Here is a 16,395-nt window from a genome sequence, read left to right on the forward strand (position 1 = left end):
TTTTCTCCTTCTAAGCCAGTACGTCGATGGTGTGGGTGGATCCGAATTGGGGTGGTCGCTGCTCCCGGGGAGTGTCCGGTGCTCGTTCGGACGGGCTACGGGCGTCCGGATTGCGTCCGTCAGCCTCGGAGCGGGGCTGGCGCGTAGCACTGGGATTGCCGGCCTGGCTATCGGACGACAGGTCGAGCTGGGCGCTCAGCCCGGAACCAGCGAGGTCACGCCGCAGGTCGGGCAAAATCACACGCAGGGCCTCCCGGGCCAGGTCGGTAGGAGCGAACAGCTCCACCCGAATACCCTCCCCCGTCACGTGCGCCCGCACGGTGACCGGCCCCAGGTTGTCGGGCGACACGCTGATGGTCAATACATGCTCGCCGGGAGCCGCGGTGGCGAGCGAGAACAGCGGCTTCATGACCTGCGCGGCGAGCGGCAGGGCAGTAGCCGGAGCGGGTGCAGCCACCAAAGTGGCCGTGGGGGTCGACACCGTGAGGGGTACCGAAGCGGGTACGGCGGGTGACGAGGGGATGACGGCTTCGGAGCCGGCGCCTCGCCCGGTCAGCCGCACGGAGTCCGGCAGCGCGGAGCCAGCCGCCCCCGTGCGCTCTAACGCGGCGTTCTGTGCCGCACCGGTCTGTACTGCACCAGCCTGTGCTGCACCAGCATTTGCTGCACCGGAAAGGCCAGGGACACCCGCCGATGTCGCAGCTCCGACGGATGCTGACGTGGCCGGGACCGGCAACACCGTGACAGCCCCTGCGGCATCAGAAGTGGCTGCTGCCGGGTCGGTGGCGCCGGTCGCGGTCGCTTTACCGGAAGCGCTCGGAGCGGCTGCCGTGACGACGGAGGCAAACGCCGTGGCGGTCGGCCCTGCGGCGTCGGCGCTGCCCCTGGCTAATGCAGCAACGGTGGTGCTCACGGCGGCGCCGGGAGTCGATGGTGCGGGGATCGTTGACACGGCGGCTGGGATATTCGACGCCGCCGAACCGGCCGCCGCTCCCAGGGTGCCGGCACTTGCAGCCAGGCCCGCAGCGGCAAGTGTGAGAGGTGCCGCCGTATCGATTGCGCTCCAGCCAGTCCCCGAAGCCGAGGTGCCCGAATGAAGCATACCGTCGACCGCGACTGTTGCCGTGGACATAACGCTTGGGGCCGCCCCGCCGCCGTTGGCCAGCGTCAGGGTCGCCGAGAACGACATGGGGACCACCGGAATGGCGGCATCCGCTGTGACGGAATCAAGGCGTGTTGGCGACACCGACAACGTCACCCCGGCTGCGAAATCCCCCGCCTGATCTCCCTTCGGCTCCGTCGACACCGGAGCCGAAGAAGCGTCAAGGTCCGCCGCAAGGGTGTCATCCATGATCGCCCCGAAGGTGTCGGCACCCGGCGAAACCGACTTCGTCTCGCGCGGAGCAGAGGGCGCGGGCGGCGCTGCAGCTGTCCGAAACTGACCGAGGGTGAGGCTCATAGTGCGCTTCCCATAACTGTTGAGTTCTGCTGGGCGAAAGCGGCAAAAGCGGCGTTGAGCCTGTCGGCAGAGCCGGCGCCCGTGGCAGCGGTGTCGGTCGGAATGATCCGGCGGATGGTGGTGATGTCGGCATCCGTCATATATGCCTCCCGCAGGCAAACAGTACGGCCCGGATACGGCGCATGAATGACCTTGTTATCGCCGGCGTAGATAAGAATGTGGTCGCCACCGCCGGTGACGATGAGGTCGCCAGGCTGGGCTTCGGCGAGGGAAGCGACCTCGGTTCCCATCTTCATCTGCCCCGACACGAGTCGCGGCAGTTCTATTCCGATATCGGCATAGACGGTCTGCACTAGTCCGGAGCAGTCCATTCCGCTGGAATCTTCACCACCGAACACGTAGGGCACCCCAAGGTATTTCTCCGCGGAGGCGACCACGTCGGCGCCGCTAGCACCCATGCCCGATCCGGTCGCGCTGGTTGCGGCCGTGCCGAGTGCCGCCGCGAGAGTCGCGGCAAAGCTCCCAGCCGAGGCGGACGCCGCAGCGGTCGTCGCCGCTGCGGCCGTTGTCGTTACCCGGTCTGTAGACACGCCGGAGAGCTGCTGCAGAGTGGCCTGGATCTGGCTGATTCGCCCCATGGCCGCGATCATCGTCATGGTGTCTCCTCCTCGTTCATTGTGGCGGTATCGCTCGTGGCGGTATGTGAGCGATGCCAGCGTGCCCCGGCAATTTCGTCGAGCACGGTCTGTTCCGCGTGCTGGTCTGCCGCCAGCAGGGCGGCAGCGTGCCGCTCGTGCAGTTTTTCAAGCGCGACCGACTCGGCCCTGGCCGCGTTGTACGTAGTCTGGGCGGAGCCCAGGCTCTCCTGGTAATTACGGCCAACGGCTTCGAGCTCGGCCAGCATGCTGCGCGATGAGGACCGCGCCGCTGCCATGGCGTTGAGAGCGGCGATGGTTTGCGGGGAATTACCGAGGGCTCCGAGAGCGGTGCGGGCGCGCCCATGGCGGGCCTCGCTCGCCGCCACCCGGGCGTTCGCTTCGGCCAGGTCGAGGGCAGCCTGGTCCTGCTGCAGATTGCGCAATCGCTGCAATCCGGCGAGAGGAAAGAGGCGGCTCATGCCATGGCCCCGAACGCACGAGTCAGTCGGGTGAGCTGGGCCCAGGCCTGCTCGCTGGGAGTCTGGTCGTTCATCCGCTGCTGCAGAAAGGCTTTGATGGCCAAGTCATTCTCAACTGCCGCATCCACCAGCGGGTTAGTGCCGACCCGGTAGGCTCCGACGTCGAGGAGGTCCTGCGCGCCCTGACGGGCCGCCATCACCGTGCGCAGGGTCGTCGCGATCACGTTTCGTTCCGCACTGTTCACCCGCGCGGCAACGCGAGAAACGGAGGCGAGCACATCGACCGACGGAAAATGGCCGGTGATAGCAAGTTTACGGTCGAGCACGACGTGACCATCGAGAATAGACCGCGCCGCGTCTGCGATCGGTTCGTTGTGGTCATCACCGTCGACGAGCACGGTGTAAATTCCGGTGATCGAGCCGGTTTCACCGGTTCCGGCGCGTTCGAGGAGTCGGGCGAGCACCGAGAACGTCGAGGGCGGGTAGCCACGGGTAGCCGGCGGTTCGCCGACCGAGAGGCCGATTTCGCGCTGGGCCATAGCGACGCGGGTGAGCGAGTCCATCATGAGCATGACGTCGGAGCCCTGATCGCGAAACGATTCCGCGATGCGGGTCGCGGTGAACGCGGCGCGCAACCGCATCATTGCGGGTTCGTCCGAGGTGGAGACCACGACGATGGAACGGGCCAGGCCTTCCGGGCCGAGATCATCTTCGAGAAACTCCCGCACCTCACGCCCGCGTTCCCCCACGAGCGCGATGACGGACACCTGGGCATCCGTTCCTCGGGCAATCATCGAAAGCAGCGACGATTTTCCCACGCCAGAACCGGCAAACAGCCCGAGGCGCTGGCCGCGCCCGACCGTCGTGAGCGTGTCGAGAACGCGGACACCCAGGTGCAGCGGGGTCGTGATGCGCGCTCGGTGCATGGCCGACGGGCTGTCGTGTTCGAGTAAAACGGCACCATCAGAATCGAGCGGCCCCTTGCCGTCGATCGGGCGGCCGAGACCGTCGATGACGCGCCCAAACAGACCGCGACCGGTGGGCACGAGCAGGGACGAGCCGGCTGACCGTACCCGGGCCCCCGCCTGCAACCCGGTGATGCGACCGAGCGGCATACAGCGGATACTGGTCTGGGTCGTGGCGACGACCTCGGCATCGATTCCTTCGTGGCCGGGACGGGCGTCGAGAGTGACAATGTCGCCGATTGCCGAGCGCAGGCCACGCACCTCCACGCCAAGCCCGACGATGGACGATACGATACCGACCCGCTCCGGGCTGCCCACTTTAATCGCTTGCGCCAGCTGTGCGGCCCGCGGGCGCCAGGCCGTGATCATGCTTTAACCTCGGCTAGGGCGCCCTTCGCACGGGCCAACGCCGTGCTGATGCGTGCGTCGAGAAACCCGTCACTGAATTCTGTGATGGCGTCGCCGCGCTTGAGCCTAGAATCGGCGACAAAGCGGATGCTCTCCAGCGCCCGCGTCTGCGCGTTCAGCACGACGAGGTCCTCCGGGTGCATGCGAATGCTGTGGACCTCGCTGCGATCAAGCTGGTCGGGCTGGTGCAGGGCGCGTTCCAAAGCCCGGCGAGCCGACGGCTCGGTATGGCTGAGTTCGCAACCGAGAATTGCTTCGGCCAGTTCGAGAGAAGTGTTGACGAGGGTGGATTCCGCCTGTTGAATAAGCGGGATGCTGCGTTCGTCGAGGGCACGGGCGGCGGCGGCAAGCAAGCGCACCGCGTGGTCGATCTGCGCCTCGCCGTAGCGTTCATTTTCGGCGTGTTCGGCGTTGATCTCGTCAGCGCGGCGCGCGACATCCTCTGCGGCCAGCCGCAACCCTTCGGTGTAGCCGGCGGCGTGGCCTTCGACCCGCGACTGCTCGGCTGCACGCTCCTGCTCCTCGCCGTATAGACGCGGAAAAGCCATGCGGCCAAACCCGGTTTCAGTTGACATACTCGTCCTCGGCACCGCGCTGCACCGTGATACTCCCCTGCGCTTCCATATCGCGAATAGCGCGCACGATTTCGGCGCGGGCGTCTTCGACCTGACGCATGCGCACCGGACCAAGGCTCGTGGTCTCGTCGTCGAGCACATCGCGGTTGCGCTCGGAGAGGTTGGCCCGAATGACCTCGATGACGGCGTCGGTGCTGCCTTTCATCGCCATGGCCAGCACATTCGTGTCGATTCCGCGCAGCACCTGTTGCACGTCCCGGCTTTCGAGCTTGACGATGTCGGCGAAGGTGAGCATGCGTGAACGAATCTCTTCGGCGAGGGCCGGGTCGCGTTCTTCGAGACTTTCCAGAAGCGCCCGCTCGGTGGCGGCATCCGCTCGGTTGATGATGTCGACGAGCGGCTGAATACCGCCGATAACTTCTGCGCTGGCGCGGGCCACGATCTTGCCGGTGCGCAATTTGAGGGTGTCCGTGACTATGCGAATGGCCTCGGGAGTGGCACTGGACATGGTGGCTATGCACTGGGCTACGTCGGTGCGCAAACTGGCGTCCATGCCGGCCAGAACAGCCGATGCCTGATCGCGCCTCAGGTGCGCCAGAACAAGGGCGACGGTCTGGGGCATTTCGCCATCGAGCAGGGTGAGCACGTCGCCGGGCTCTGAGGGGTCTAGAAACTCGAAGGCCTTGCCGGCCATCGAGGTGGCGACCCGGTTCATGACGCCGGCCGCGCGCTCAGCGCCGAAAGAGGCCTCGAGCAGGCCTATCGCGAAATCGTGACCTCCCCTCGATAGACGGCGACCCTTGAGGCTAATTTCGTGAAACTCGTTGAGTGTGGCTTCAGCCAGTGCCGGATCGACGTTGCGCAGTTGAACGATCTCGCCCGCGATGACCTCGGCTTCGATATCGCTGAACTCTTTCATGACCTCGGTCGCGCGCTGACGGTCCATGTTCATGAGCACGACGGCCACCTTCTGGGTGCCGCTCAGTACCGTGAGTATCTCGCTCATGCGGGCTGCCGGTCGTCCATGAGTCCGCGCAGGAACTCCGCGGTGCTGCGCGGGTCGTTCTGGGCGAGCGCGTCGATTTCTGCACGACGGATGTCGGTGTCGGTGGGCACGAACGCCACGGTCGGGAGGATCCGGGTCGGGGTGTCGTTGCCCTGGTCAAGGAACAGGGTTGCCGGTGACGCGGTGACCGACAGCGGCGTCGGCGCTTCACCAAGCGCATCCTGCACTTGGGTCAGATCACCGATCTCAACCGATTCCCGGCTCTGGCGCCTAGACCGACGTGCGTACAGAATAAGGCTGACAACGAGCGTGATGACAATGCCAGCGGTAATCACGGACACCCGCAGAATATCAGCGAACCGCTTGGCGGCCGCGGCATCCGCTGCCGCTTGGAGCGCTGCCGCTGCCTCTGCAGCACCGGTGGTGTCAAAGGCCATGACCTCGACGGTGACTGCATCGCCGCGAATGGCGTCGATTCCAGCGGCGGAGGTGACGAGGGAAGTGATGTCGGCCACGTTGAGGTTGGCAGCGGCAGCGGCGTCGACGGCCACGGAGACGGTCTGTCGGGTGATTGCACCGGCCGGAATCGTACGGCTCTCGGTCACTTTGTTGACGGCATTGTTGCGGGTGGTCGACTCGCTCGAGAACGTACCGTCGGTGGCGCCATCGGCTGCGACAGCCGCCTCCGCACCGAGCACACCGGCGGCGTTGCCCCCGGTTCCCGTATAGGTTTCCGTGTCGACGGATTCGTTGAGAGCCGGAGTCTCGATCGGGGCGGTGAACGACTCCTCCACCCGTTCGGCCGATTCATAGCTCATATCGGCAGCAACGACGACGGTGGCGTTGCCGGCACCGACGACCTTGTCGAGCATGGCCTGCACTGCGGTACCAACACGGGATTCATAGTCAGAGGCTTGCTGCTCCGCTCCCCCGGTGGCGCCGATTCCGACGGCCGAGAGCACTGCGCCGGTCGAATCGACGACAGCCACGTCGGCCGCGGCCATGCCGTCGATCGACGCGCTCGTCAAGTGCACTATCGCCTGAACCTGGTCGTTGGAGAGCGAAACGCCGTTTTCCGTTTCAACGAAAACCGATGCGGTCGGGTCGTTTTTCTCCGACACGAACACGCTGTCTTCGGGAATCGCAAGGCGCACCGAAGCAATTTGAACGCCGTCCAGCGCACCGATGGTCTTGGCAAGTTCGCCCTCGAGCGCGCGCTTATACGTTACCGATTGCTGAAACTCACTCGACGTGACACCCATCGAGTCGAGCAAAGAATATCCCCCGGTGCTCGACGTGGGCAGGCCCGTCGAAGCCGCCTTGATGCGTTCGTCGTAGACGTTCGCCTCGGGCACCAAAATGGTGGCGCCGCCATTTGCTAGTTCGTACTCCACGCCGTCAGCCCGCAGCTGCTCGACAATGCTACTTGCGTCTTCGCCGCTGAGACCGGAGAACAAGGGTGTGAAGGCCGGCTTGGTCACCCACATGCTCAGCGCGGCGATGCCGAGTATGAGCACCGCAACGCCAATGATGGCGACTGTGCGCTGCGCAATGGTGAACTCGCGAATGGCGTTTCCGAGGCGTTTGAACACGCTGGTGACCTGCCGGGGCATCAGGCCTGCATCCTCATGATCTCGTTGAAGGCGTCGACACCTTTATTACGCACGGCGGCGACGAGTTCCATGGTCACCTGCGCGCGAGTCGACGCAATGGTAGCGGTGTGAATGTCGTTAAGGTCACCGGTCACGGCCTGAATGGCAAGGGCGTTTGAAGTTCCTTGCAGCTGCTGGAGGTTGTCGATGGCGCCCGAGAGCGCGGTGCCGAAGCCGGAGCCATCAATGCCCCGCGTAGCGGTCGTGGCAGAAGTGCCCATGACGCCCGAAAGCGACGTTACGGCGGCGGTTGCGTTGATAGCGCTGAGCGGCATCAGCCACGTCCGATCTGTAGTGCGGCTTCATAGGCGGTCTTGGCACGGTCGACGACGGCGGCGTTGGCCTGGTAGCCACGCTGAGCCATGATGAGGTTGCCCATCTGCTTCGCCATGTCGATTTCGGGGTAACGCACATAACCGTCGGCATCGGCCAAAGGATGCTCCGGCTCGTAGACTATGGTTCCCTCCGCGCTACCAAACGCGGCACTCGCGCTGGCTCCGACGTTGCCGGTGCCTTCCTGCGCCACGATGTAGCGTTCCTGGAAGGCGGCGTTGTTGGTCGCAGTGGCGGTGTTGGCGTTGGCGAGGTTGTCGGCGATGGCGTCGAGCCATTTGCGATGCACGGTCATTCCGCTTCCGGCGATGCCGATGGCGTCGACCATCAGGCGGTTTTCATTGCGGCGCGCATTGACGTGGCTGGTCCCTCGACGGCCCGAGCGGCGAACTGGTAGCGCAGCAACGCATCGATGTTGGCGAGCGTCTCGGTGTCGAGGTTGACGTTGTTGCCGTTCAGCAGGGTCGGATCAAGTGAGCGCTCGGTCGTAGCCGCCGCCACGCCGCTGCCCTCGGCGACAGATTTGGCCAGAGTGTTCTCGAAAGAGACGACCTTGGCGTGGTAGTTGGGCGTATTGATATTCGCGATGTTGTTCGCGATGGTGCGCTGGCGCAGGGCCAGACCGTCCAATGCGCTGGTGAGGGCTAGAGAGGTCACGGAATCAAGCATGCGTACCCGCTTCGTCGACGAAAGACAAGACGGCCGATCCGTGGCCTGATTGTGAGCAATCCGTGCTCACCCCTTGCTATCGACCGCGCCGACAGAAGAGTAAGCAGTTCGTAAGAAGATTCCCGAAGTTTGTTGCGCTACGCGTGGTGGCCGGGGCTAACCGGCCACATCTAGATAGACGGATGCCCGCGCATCGCGCTCCGGAGGTACCGACCGCACGGCGGTGAGGTGTTTCAGGGTGAGGATGCGTGCCTGTTCCAATTCATTGATCAGCTTCTGCTGGTTGTGCAGCAGGTCCTGCACGCGTGTGGCAAGTTCTGCGGGAAACGCACCGAGCCCTTTCGGTGCCGACCAGTCCGCTCCAACCGGCGTCGTGACTTCCCCGCCTTCGCTGGCCGAGCCGCTCCAGGGCGCCAGAGAACCCGCCTCACCACCCGGGCTTTCGACCGCCATCGACCGAGCTGCAACATCCAGACGAATCTCCAGGTCGTCGAGCGCAGCTTCCCAGGTGGACAGGTTATCCAATGCCGAGCTCACCGCTTCGGCCTGCGGCGGGCGTCGGCGTGGCCGGCAGCAGCTCGGCCGCTTCGTGCCAGGTCTGCCGCAGTGGCTCCAGCAGCACGATGCACTCGCGCGTGCGGGCCGGGTCGCGGCTGGTGTTCGCGCTGACCATAGCGGTCGACACATAGGTATAAAGCGAGAAGAGACCCTCGCCACCGTCCCACGCCTCGACGATGAGCGACGTGCTCAATTCCGACACGATCGCCTGGGCATGCAGCAAATTCTCGGATGCGATTTGCCAGTCCTGGCGCTGCTGGGCCGCTTCGGCGCGGTTCAGGTCGAGCAGCAGGCGGTCGTAGAGCATCGTGAGCAGCCGAACCGGGGTGGCCGAGAGCACGGCGTCGCGGTTGTAGCGCGAACGCTGGGCGTTGGTTCCTGCACTCATGGTCATCGTCATCATTTCGAGGTTGAGCTGGTCAGGGCGCTGACCTGGGCGGTGAGCCAGGCCGACTGGGCGTTCATATTGCTGAGCTGCACTTCCATCGCGGCATAGGTGCGTTCCAGAGTAGACCGGCGCGAGGCCAGTCGCAGGTCCCAGCTGTCGATCTGGGTGCCGAGGCTCTTCACGAGCGATTCCTGGCCGGTGATCTTGCTGGTGATCATGCCGTCGTACTTGTCGGACGCGTTCTCCGCGGCTCCCCCGACGCGCGCGGCGATCTCAGTCAGCACGCCCTTGACATAGGCGGGGTCCTCGGCCATCGCGACGGCGAACTTGGCCGAATCAAATTCCAGCGTGCCGGACTTCGTGATACTGATGCCAATTTCCGACGGCGACCTGCCGCCAACCGGGGCTGAAGCCGCGTTCAGAATCGACTGCTTCACGTCGCGCACGGTGCTATCGCCGGTGAAGACCCCCGCCGACAACACGGCCTTTCCGGTGGAATCCGTGCTGTTGACCACGGCGGATTTCGTTGAGATGAGAGCGAAGACCCCGTTGAGCGCGCTCACCAGGTCGGAAGCGATGGTGCTCACCGCGGCATCGTTGCGGGTGACGCTCACGGTCACGGGGTCGGTCGACACGGCGGATGCCGTCACCGAGACTCCCGGCAGCAGGTCGCTAAAGGTGTTGGTCGCCGACGTGATCATCTGCTGGGCACCGGTATTGGCCCAGAGCCGCACCGAGGCATCCTGGGCGCTCTTAATTTCGGTCATCGTTGGATCGGTCGCCGGATCGGACGGGTCGAAGGTGAAGGTGAATGCGGTGGAGACGCCGGTTGATGTTGCGGTGAATTGCAAGCGATAGAGGGCGTTGCCGCTGCTGTCCGTGCCGGCGGCCACTTTCACCGCTTTAACGCCCGCATCGGAGGCGTTCACTGCCGTAATGACATCGTCCAGGTTCGACGATCCGGCAGAAATGACGGTGGCCACGCCCGATGCGGTGTTGGTGATGGAGAAGTTGGAACCGGGCCAGACGGCTACCGCGCTCGAGACCGAAACCTGGCCCTGCGCGAGCTTGTCGACGACAATGTCGATCTCGCCGCCGGTAGCCGTTGCCCCGGCCGAAACGGTGACGTTCGGGGAACTGCTCCTGGCGGAGTAGAGGTCGAGCGCATCGGTAGCGGTCGCCTTTGCGGCGAGGGTGGCGAGTGAGGCGATCGAGGTGTTCAAACCCTGGAGCGCCGTTACCAGGGTGTTAGAGCTGGAAACCCTGGCCTTCAGCTGATTTTGCGGGCCGGCCTCGAGGGTCATCAGCGAGTTGATGAGCGATGTGGTGTCCAGGCCGCTGATCAGGCCATCGACTGCGAGAGACATTACGTGACCTTCTCTTGGTTTTCTCTTCTAGTGCATCCTAAGAAAACGGATGCCCGTGCTGGTGTGAAAAAAGCCTGGGGGCTGCCGAGGCGCTTGTCCAAAGCGCGCCTCGGCCGCCACCAAGCTCAGATCAGGATCGATCTGGTCGTGCGATTCAGCGGGTGTTACTGGAGGAGCTGCAGAACGCCCGAGTTGGACTGGTTCGCCTGCGCGAGCATGGCGGTACCGGCCTGCGACAGAATGTTCGCACGGGTGTACTTGACCATTTCCTCGGCCATGTCGGTGTCGCGAATACGCGAACCGGCAGCGGTGAGGTTCTCCTTCGAGACGGCCAGGTTCTTGATGACGCTCTCGAACCGGTTCTGGTTGGCACCGAGTTCGGCGCGGGCACTCGATACGGCCGTGATCTGCTTGTCGAGTGTAACGAGAGACGACGCGGCGCCACTTGCGCTGGAGAAATCCAAGCCGCCGATCAGACTCTGTGTTGTAGCCGCCCCACCAAGGACAGCAGTGGATGTCGTTTCCGCAATCACTCCTCCGCTGAGCGACTTGATATTGAGCTTGCCTCCCTCATCCACAGAAGCAGTCAGAGCTTTGCTGAAGTTGGCATCACCATTCAATGCGGCTGCGGCCGTGGTCGCGGTATCTCCGGTAGTTACGCTGCCCGTCACAACGGAAACAACGTCGGCACCATTTGTAATGCTGAATGTCAAGGCGCCGGTCGCGGTCGCAGCCCCGGCGAATGACGTTCCGACGTTGGTTGAGGCGAGCCCCCTGCCGATGACGGCCACGTTTGCCTTGCTTAAATCAACGGCAATCTGGCTGCTGGCGTCGCCATTTGCGCCCACCTGAAAGCTCAGCACTCCTGCTGAGTCCGGTGCGCCGTTGAGAAGTGCCGTTCCATTGAAGTTGGTAGATTCGCTGATCCGTGTCAGCTCATTGGTCAGCTGTCCAACCTCGGTCGTGATCGCGGTACGCGACTCGGCGTTGTTCGAGTCGTTGCCGGCTTGAACAGCGAGGTCGCGCATGCGCTGCAGAATCGAGGTGACTTCGTTGAGCGAACCTTCAGCGGTCTGGATGACGCTGACGGCGTCCTGGGCGTTGCGGCTGGCGACCGTGAGGCCACCGACCTGCGACTTCAGGCCCTCGGAAATGGTGAGTCCGGCTGCGTCATCCGCGGCACGGTTGATGCGAAGACCACTGGAGAGCTTTTCCAGTGACTTCGACAGGTCGTTCTGGGTTGTTGCGAGGTTGCGGTACGCGTTGTTCGCCGCAATGTTTGTATTAACCTGCATGGCCATGATGAATCCTCCGTGATTGGGTCGAATACACCGGCCCATCCATGGGCCAGCACTTTGAGCTATCGGCCACTTCCCGAGGCGGGTTAGAAATCCGCAGGGACTGTTTTGTCAGCACAGTGCGTGGTGCCCACTGGTGAGCGTGTGCGATTGCAGCGCCACCGCAGGCGCCACCGTGCAGCGATAGAAAAGAGTCAGGACGCGGCGCGGGAGGTATCGAGTTGCCGGTGCTCCTGCACGCTGTGGGTCATACCGACGCTCGCCAGATCGGCGAGGCGGGCCAGGTAAGCGCTGCGGCGGGCGGGCGCTATGCGGGATTCAGGCTTGAACTCTGCCACGGTCTCGTCGGAGTAGTGAGTCACCAGTCCATCGCGCAACAGGCGAATCGCCTCGGCGCGCGTTTGCGACACGGCGGAGTGGGTGGTGCCGAGTTCAGCCGCAATGTCTTTGACCGAGCGATCGTCGAAATAGATCTGTTCGACGATGGCGCGCATTTTGTCGGGCAGGGCGCCGACTGCAGCACGCAGGTAGACGAGGCGTTCGGTGGAGAGCAGTGATTCCTCTGGCATCGCGGTATCGGCCACGAGAAACTCGGCGGTTGTGTCATCGAGGGCCGACAGGGTGCGGGCCGCGTCGGCCAGGCCAGCCGCTGCCGTGTCACGGTCGACTCCGAGGGCGTTCGCGATCTCATTCACATTGGGGGTGCGCCCGAGCGCTGCCGAGAGCGTGTCCTGCACGGCGAGGGTTTCTTTGATGCGGCGGCGAGCCGAGCGGGTCGCCCAATCGCTCGAGCGCATGTCGTCGGCGAAAGCGCCAACAATGCGGCGGCGGGCGAAGGCACCGAAGGGTACCCCCAGAGCCGGATCGAAGGCATCCGCTGATGTGATCAGTGCCAGGGCACCGGCCGATGCGAGGTCGTCGCGGGAGAGGTGACGGGCCTTGGCCCAGACCTCAGATACGAGATAGCCGACAAGCGGCAGGTTCTCGACGACGAGCGCATTACGGTCTTTCCGATTCACAGCGGCCCCCGAAACATGTCACCTGTCTCCAGCGAGGGGGAATACCCTGATCACCCCAACGCGAGGCACATTCGCCTCGTGAACCAAGCTACCCCAGTTGTGGGGAAATGGGAACCAAACATTACCCATTTATGGCAGAGTTTCGTCCTCTCTTTAGAGGACAAACCCGTTATTTTCACCGTGAAATCCCTAACGGGCCTGACGCGGTGACCGATAGTGACCTCGAATGAACTGGACGGCACGCGTCGGTGTGACGGTGGCCTCGGCCAAAAATGATGGGTGGAGGAGTCATGGGCGCCAATGAACTGTCCGCGCTGTTGTGGCGTGAACGCGAGCTGTTGGAGCTTCTCATCTTCAAACTCCAGGAGGAACAGTTGTTGCTTCAGGGCGGCAAGTCGCGCTGGCTGCAATACGCCACTCGGGAAGTCGAGCAGGTTTTGACATTGGTGCGGGAGGCAGGCCTCGGCCGCTCGGTTGAAGTCGCCGCGCTGGCCACCCAATGGGGCACTTCCGAAGAAGCCACCCTGAGCGAACTCGCTGCACACTCCCCGGCCGGCCCGTGGGGCGAAATCTTCGCCTCTCACCTGAAGGCCATGGGCGATCTCACCGTTCAGATCAGGGAACTGCAGGCAACCAACGAACGCTATATACGTGCAGCTGTTCGCTCCACTCAGGAGACCCTGAGCACGTTAAACGTCAACCCTCGTACCTACGACGCGAGTGGCGCAACCGCCGCTCCCGAAACCGTCGCTCGCATCTTCGATCGCAACCTTTAAGGCACCTCATGACCTGTAAGCGACACGAATGGACTACCCGGTGAGCACTTTCGGCGGTTTGAATACCGCCTATACCGGCCTCGTCGCCGCTCGGCAAGGCCTCAATGTGGTCGGGCAGAACATTGCCAACGCCAATACGGATGGCTACACCCGGCAGCGCGTGTCGACCTCCGCCCTCGGCGCCACAGCTTCGACCGGGGTCTTTTCACACGGCGCGCGGGTCGGGGAAGGCGTAGCCATGGACGGGATCGAACGCCTCGCCAGCGCCCAACTCGACGCGCGGGTTCGAGCGACCGCCGCAACGGCGGGTTATACAGCGGTGCGCGCGAATGCGCTCGCTTCGGTCGAAGACTCGCTGAATGAACCCGGCGAGAACGGCATCTCCGCAAAGCTCGACGAATTCTGGGCTGGCTGGCAGACCCTCGCCAATGGCACGGACACGGCCGCCCCAGCCGCGCTGCTGCTCGGAACGGCCGGCGAGCTGGTCACGCAGATCTCCGAGGGCTATCAGGCCGTCTCGAACGAGTGGTCATCGGTGCGCACCGATCTGAACCATATGGTCTCCGAACTCAACGGTGCGGCCACCCAGGTCGCCGCGCTCAACGTGCAGATTCGCCAGAGTCTGGCCACGGGCGGTACGGCCAATGAACTGCTCGACCAGCGCACCTCCCTCACCACCACGATCGCCGCCCTCACCGGCGCGTCCGTCACCGAGCAGGCCGACGGCACCGTGAACGTACTCGTAGGCGGTAACGCACTGGTATCGGGCGGAATAGCTCATCAGGTGCGCGTCACTGGTGCCCGGGTAATGCAGGACAACAAGTCGGTGCAGCTCGAATGGACGGACAACGCTCAGACACCGGTCTCGATGGCCAGCGGCGAAATCGCCGGCGCGCTGTCGCTGCTCGGCCCGGCCAGCAGTGGCGCCGGTGGTGCGCTGGCCGAAGCCGCGGCCTCGTACAACTCGTTCGCGAGCGATCTGGCCGACAAAGTCAACGCCATCTACTCGACCGGATTCACGCAAGCGGATGCGACCGACCAAAAGTTCTTTGCTGTCGCGTCGGGCGCACCGGCCGCGCAGGGTCTCAGTATCCTGCCGAAGGCATCCGCTGATATGGCCGTTCGCGCGTCAAAGGATTCTGGCGAGTACGACAGCACAATAGCGGATGCTATCGCCCAACTCGGCGCCGGATTCGCCGCGGATGGCAGCGTCATCGTCTCGCCGAGCACGGTCTGGTCGGACTTCGTGACGAAGACGGGCGTGCTCACGCAGACCGAGCTGCAGTCGGCCTCTCTGGCCAGCTCGATGTCATCGGGGGCCACCAACCAACAGCTCGCCAACTCCTCGGTCGACCTCGACGAAGAGAACGTGAACCTGCTCATGTTTCAACACGCGTACCAGGGCGCGGCCCGCATGATGACGGCTGTCGATGAAATGCTCGATACCCTCATCAATCGCACCGGATTGGTCGGGAGGTAGATCATGGTTGATCGAGTGACCAACCAGACCCAGATGCGCGCGGCCCAGCGCAATCTGCAAGAGAACCTGAGCCAGCTGTCGCGCTTGCAGGAACAAGCCAGCACGCTGAAGACCATCAATCGGTCCTCCGACGACCCAACCGCCGCTGCGGCCGCGATGTCGGTGCGGGCCGAGATACGCGCGGTCGATCAGTACAGCGCCAACGCTGACAACGGCAACAACTGGCTCACCACCATCGACTCCGCCCTGTCGTCGGTCACCGACATCATGAACCGCGTGCGCGACCTCACGGTGCAGGGAGCGAACTCCGGAGCGCTCACAACTGCCGCGAAGGAAGCGATCGCCGTCGAATTGGAAGGTCTCAAGACCGACCTCGCCACCCAGGCCAACACGACGTTTCTCGGCCGTAGCGTGTTTGCCGGTAATTCGGATGATGCGACGGCGTTCGCGCTGGACACCAACTCGGGGCTTTATACCTTTAAAGGAGATGCCAGCAGCGTCGAACGGCGCATCAGCGCCACCAGCACCGTGCGGGTCGACGCCGACGGCGGCACCATCTTCGACACTCCGACCAGCGTGAACTCCGGCTCGGTGTTCGATCTGCTCGACGACATCGTCAAAGACTTGCGCTCGCCGACGCCCGTTAATGTGGGAGCACGCCTTACGACTATTGATGAACGGATGGCAGTCATGGTTGGTCAGCACACAGGCATCGGCGCCCGCCAGGTGCAAATTGAACGAGCCCAATCCACCCTGCTCGAAAAAGCCAACACACTGGATGCCCAGCGCTCCGGCATCGAAGACGCCGACCTCGGCCAGGTCATCCTCGATTTGAAACTCCAGGAAATGACGTATCAGGCCGCGCTCGCTGTTACTGCCCGTGTGCTCCAACCGACCCTGATGGACTTCCTCGCATGAGCAGTACTCTCACCAGTCCCACTTTGCGCTTTGTCTCTCCCCCGCCCGGGTTGGCTCCGCTCACCGACTTCGTGCTCGACGAGATCGACGGGTCCGCCGGCCTGTACTCGCTGGAAGCATCCGCCCAGCCGACCACGCGCCTCTTCGTGCTGGACGCGGCCATCTTTCTGCCGAGTTACACCCCGGTCATCTCCGACGAGCAGTCCGCGGCCCTGTCACTGACGACGCCCGACGACGCCCTCGTGCTGGTGGTCGTCAATCCCGGCGAGAGCACCACGGTGAACCTGATGGCGCCGATCGTGGTCAACGCCCGCAGCGGCACCTGCGCCCAGCTCATCCTCGATGATCAGGACTGGCCGCTGCACGCCGAGCTTGGCGCCGGGACTAGTTTTTGAGCCATTCCCACT

Annotated in this window: 19 protein-coding genes; 4 read left to right on the plus strand and 15 right to left on the minus strand. The window is 63.9% G+C overall.

Annotation, left to right across the window (positions count from 1 at the left end; genetic code table 11):
• Nucleotides 1-10: 10 nt before the first annotated feature.
• The 15 genes from E3T51_RS16220 to E3T51_RS16290 all read right to left on the minus strand — a co-directional run bounded on the left by E3T51_RS16220 (nucleotide 11) and on the right by E3T51_RS16290 (nucleotide 12,814).
• The gene (locus tag E3T51_RS16220; RefSeq protein WP_134530757.1) at nucleotides 11-1,459 is read right to left on the minus strand and encodes a flagellar hook-length control protein FliK; all 1,449 of its coding nucleotides are present in this window, start codon (nucleotides 1,457-1,459) and stop codon (nucleotides 11-13) included.
• Nucleotides 1,456-2,115, minus strand: a complete 660-nt coding sequence (locus E3T51_RS16225) for a C40 family peptidase (RefSeq protein WP_134530758.1) — start codon at nucleotides 2,113-2,115, stop codon at nucleotides 1,456-1,458. The genes E3T51_RS16220 and E3T51_RS16225 overlap by 4 nt, the downstream gene beginning before the upstream one ends.
• Nucleotides 2,112-2,576, minus strand: a complete 465-nt coding sequence (locus E3T51_RS16230) for a flagellar FliJ family protein (RefSeq protein ID WP_134530759.1) — start codon at nucleotides 2,574-2,576, stop codon at nucleotides 2,112-2,114. The genes E3T51_RS16225 and E3T51_RS16230 overlap by 4 nt, the downstream gene beginning before the upstream one ends.
• Nucleotides 2,573-3,910 (minus strand): FliI/YscN family ATPase, encoded by a 1,338-nt coding sequence (locus E3T51_RS16235; protein ID WP_134530760.1) that lies wholly within the window; start codon nucleotides 3,908-3,910, stop codon nucleotides 2,573-2,575. The genes E3T51_RS16230 and E3T51_RS16235 overlap by 4 nt, the downstream gene beginning before the upstream one ends.
• Nucleotides 3,907-4,524, minus strand: coding sequence for a FliH/SctL family protein (locus tag E3T51_RS16240; protein ID WP_134530761.1), 618 nt, complete (start codon nucleotides 4,522-4,524; stop codon nucleotides 3,907-3,909). The genes E3T51_RS16235 and E3T51_RS16240 overlap by 4 nt, the downstream gene beginning before the upstream one ends.
• Complete coding sequence (fliG, locus tag E3T51_RS16245) at nucleotides 4,514-5,530, minus strand: flagellar motor switch protein FliG (protein WP_174844610.1); 1,017 nt, start codon at nucleotides 5,528-5,530, stop codon at nucleotides 4,514-4,516. The genes E3T51_RS16240 and fliG overlap by 11 nt, the downstream gene beginning before the upstream one ends.
• Complete coding sequence (gene fliF, locus E3T51_RS16250) at nucleotides 5,527-7,143, minus strand: flagellar basal-body MS-ring/collar protein FliF (RefSeq protein WP_134530762.1); 1,617 nt, start codon at nucleotides 7,141-7,143, stop codon at nucleotides 5,527-5,529. The genes fliG and fliF overlap by 4 nt, the downstream gene beginning before the upstream one ends.
• Nucleotides 7,143-7,403, minus strand: coding sequence for a flagellar hook-basal body complex protein FliE (gene fliE, locus E3T51_RS16255; RefSeq protein WP_241989401.1), 261 nt, complete (start codon nucleotides 7,401-7,403; stop codon nucleotides 7,143-7,145). The genes fliF and fliE overlap by 1 nt, the downstream gene beginning before the upstream one ends.
• Before the next feature lie 53 nt (nucleotides 7,404-7,456).
• Nucleotides 7,457-7,846: a flagellar basal body rod protein FlgC gene (locus E3T51_RS16260; RefSeq protein ID WP_134530764.1), complete on the minus strand. Its 390-nt coding sequence runs from the start codon at nucleotides 7,844-7,846 to the stop codon at nucleotides 7,457-7,459.
• Nucleotides 7,843-8,184: a flagellar basal body rod protein FlgB gene (locus tag E3T51_RS16265; protein WP_134530765.1), complete on the minus strand. Its 342-nt coding sequence runs from the start codon at nucleotides 8,182-8,184 to the stop codon at nucleotides 7,843-7,845. The genes E3T51_RS16260 and E3T51_RS16265 overlap by 4 nt, the downstream gene beginning before the upstream one ends.
• Before the next feature lie 156 nt (nucleotides 8,185-8,340).
• The gene (locus E3T51_RS16270; RefSeq protein WP_134530766.1) at nucleotides 8,341-8,721 is read right to left on the minus strand and encodes a hypothetical protein; all 381 of its coding nucleotides are present in this window, start codon (nucleotides 8,719-8,721) and stop codon (nucleotides 8,341-8,343) included.
• A complete protein-coding gene (locus E3T51_RS16275) occupies nucleotides 8,702-9,130 on the minus strand; it encodes a flagellar export chaperone FliS (protein WP_166806521.1) in 429 nt (142 codons plus the stop codon). Before E3T51_RS16275 ends, E3T51_RS16270 begins: the two co-directional genes overlap by 20 nt.
• An 11-nt stretch (nucleotides 9,131-9,141) precedes the next feature.
• Nucleotides 9,142-10,497, minus strand: a complete 1,356-nt coding sequence (fliD, locus tag E3T51_RS16280; protein WP_134530768.1) for a flagellar filament capping protein FliD — start codon at nucleotides 10,495-10,497, stop codon at nucleotides 9,142-9,144.
• Between the two features lie 164 nt (nucleotides 10,498-10,661).
• The gene (locus tag E3T51_RS16285; RefSeq protein WP_134530769.1) at nucleotides 10,662-11,798 is read right to left on the minus strand and encodes a flagellin N-terminal helical domain-containing protein; all 1,137 of its coding nucleotides are present in this window, start codon (nucleotides 11,796-11,798) and stop codon (nucleotides 10,662-10,664) included.
• Between the two features lie 191 nt (nucleotides 11,799-11,989).
• Nucleotides 11,990-12,814, minus strand: a complete 825-nt coding sequence (locus E3T51_RS16290; RefSeq protein WP_134530770.1) for a sigma-70 family RNA polymerase sigma factor — start codon at nucleotides 12,812-12,814, stop codon at nucleotides 11,990-11,992.
• Nucleotides 12,815-13,104: 290 nt separating this feature from the next.
• On the opposite strand from E3T51_RS16290, the gene E3T51_RS16295 reads away from it, so the two are divergent.
• From E3T51_RS16295 to fliW, 4 genes are read left to right on the plus strand one after another with little or no spacing between them, the layout of a single operon-like run.
• Complete coding sequence (locus tag E3T51_RS16295; RefSeq protein WP_134530771.1) at nucleotides 13,105-13,590, plus strand: flagellar protein FlgN; 486 nt, start codon at nucleotides 13,105-13,107, stop codon at nucleotides 13,588-13,590.
• Between the two features lie 40 nt (nucleotides 13,591-13,630).
• Nucleotides 13,631-15,070, plus strand: a complete 1,440-nt coding sequence (gene flgK, locus E3T51_RS16300) for a flagellar hook-associated protein FlgK (RefSeq protein ID WP_134530842.1) — start codon at nucleotides 13,631-13,633, stop codon at nucleotides 15,068-15,070.
• Between the two features lie 3 nt (nucleotides 15,071-15,073).
• Nucleotides 15,074-15,988, plus strand: a complete 915-nt coding sequence (gene flgL / locus E3T51_RS16305) for a flagellar hook-associated protein FlgL (protein WP_134530772.1) — start codon at nucleotides 15,074-15,076, stop codon at nucleotides 15,986-15,988.
• Nucleotides 15,985-16,383 (plus strand): flagellar assembly protein FliW, encoded by a 399-nt coding sequence (gene fliW / locus E3T51_RS16310; RefSeq protein WP_134530773.1) that lies wholly within the window; start codon nucleotides 15,985-15,987, stop codon nucleotides 16,381-16,383. Before flgL ends, fliW begins: the two co-directional genes overlap by 4 nt.
• Nucleotides 16,384-16,395: the final 12 nt, after the last annotated feature.

Origin of the sequence: Cryobacterium serini (assembly GCF_004404025.1) — a bacterium.
Lineage (GTDB): Bacteria > Actinomycetota > Actinomycetes > Actinomycetales > Microbacteriaceae > Cryobacterium > Cryobacterium serini.

Coding starts and splice junctions, on each gene's coding strand:
- E3T51_RS16265 (WP_134530765.1), bottom strand. CDS start 8,184: ATGCTTGATTCCGTGACCTCTCTAGCCCTCACCAGCGCATTGGACGGT.
- fliG (WP_174844610.1), bottom strand. CDS start 5,530: ATGAGCGAGATACTCACGGTACTGAGCGGCACCCAGAAGGTGGCCGTC.
- fliF (WP_134530762.1), bottom strand. CDS start 7,143: ATGCCCCGGCAGGTCACCAGCGTGTTCAAACGCCTCGGAAACGCCATT.
- E3T51_RS16220 (WP_134530757.1), bottom strand. CDS start 1,459: ATGAGCCTCACCCTCGGTCAGTTTCGGACAGCTGCAGCGCCGCCCGCG.
- flgL (WP_134530772.1), top strand. CDS start 15,074: ATGGTTGATCGAGTGACCAACCAGACCCAGATGCGCGCGGCCCAGCGC.
- E3T51_RS16225 (WP_134530758.1), bottom strand. CDS start 2,115: ATGACGATGATCGCGGCCATGGGGCGAATCAGCCAGATCCAGGCCACT.
- E3T51_RS16295 (WP_134530771.1), top strand. CDS start 13,105: ATGGGCGCCAATGAACTGTCCGCGCTGTTGTGGCGTGAACGCGAGCTG.
- E3T51_RS16240 (WP_134530761.1), bottom strand. CDS start 4,524: ATGTCAACTGAAACCGGGTTTGGCCGCATGGCTTTTCCGCGTCTATAC.
- E3T51_RS16235 (WP_134530760.1), bottom strand. CDS start 3,910: ATGATCACGGCCTGGCGCCCGCGGGCCGCACAGCTGGCGCAAGCGATT.
- fliW (WP_134530773.1), top strand. CDS start 15,985: ATGAGCAGTACTCTCACCAGTCCCACTTTGCGCTTTGTCTCTCCCCCG.
- fliE (WP_241989401.1), bottom strand. CDS start 7,403: ATGGGCACTTCTGCCACGACCGCTACGCGGGGCATTGATGGCTCCGGC.
- E3T51_RS16230 (WP_134530759.1), bottom strand. CDS start 2,576: ATGAGCCGCCTCTTTCCTCTCGCCGGATTGCAGCGATTGCGCAATCTG.
- E3T51_RS16285 (WP_134530769.1), bottom strand. CDS start 11,798: ATGGCCATGCAGGTTAATACAAACATTGCGGCGAACAACGCGTACCGC.
- fliD (WP_134530768.1), bottom strand. CDS start 10,497: ATGTCTCTCGCAGTCGATGGCCTGATCAGCGGCCTGGACACCACATCG.
- E3T51_RS16275 (WP_166806521.1), bottom strand. CDS start 9,130: ATGAGTGCAGGAACCAACGCCCAGCGTTCGCGCTACAACCGCGACGCC.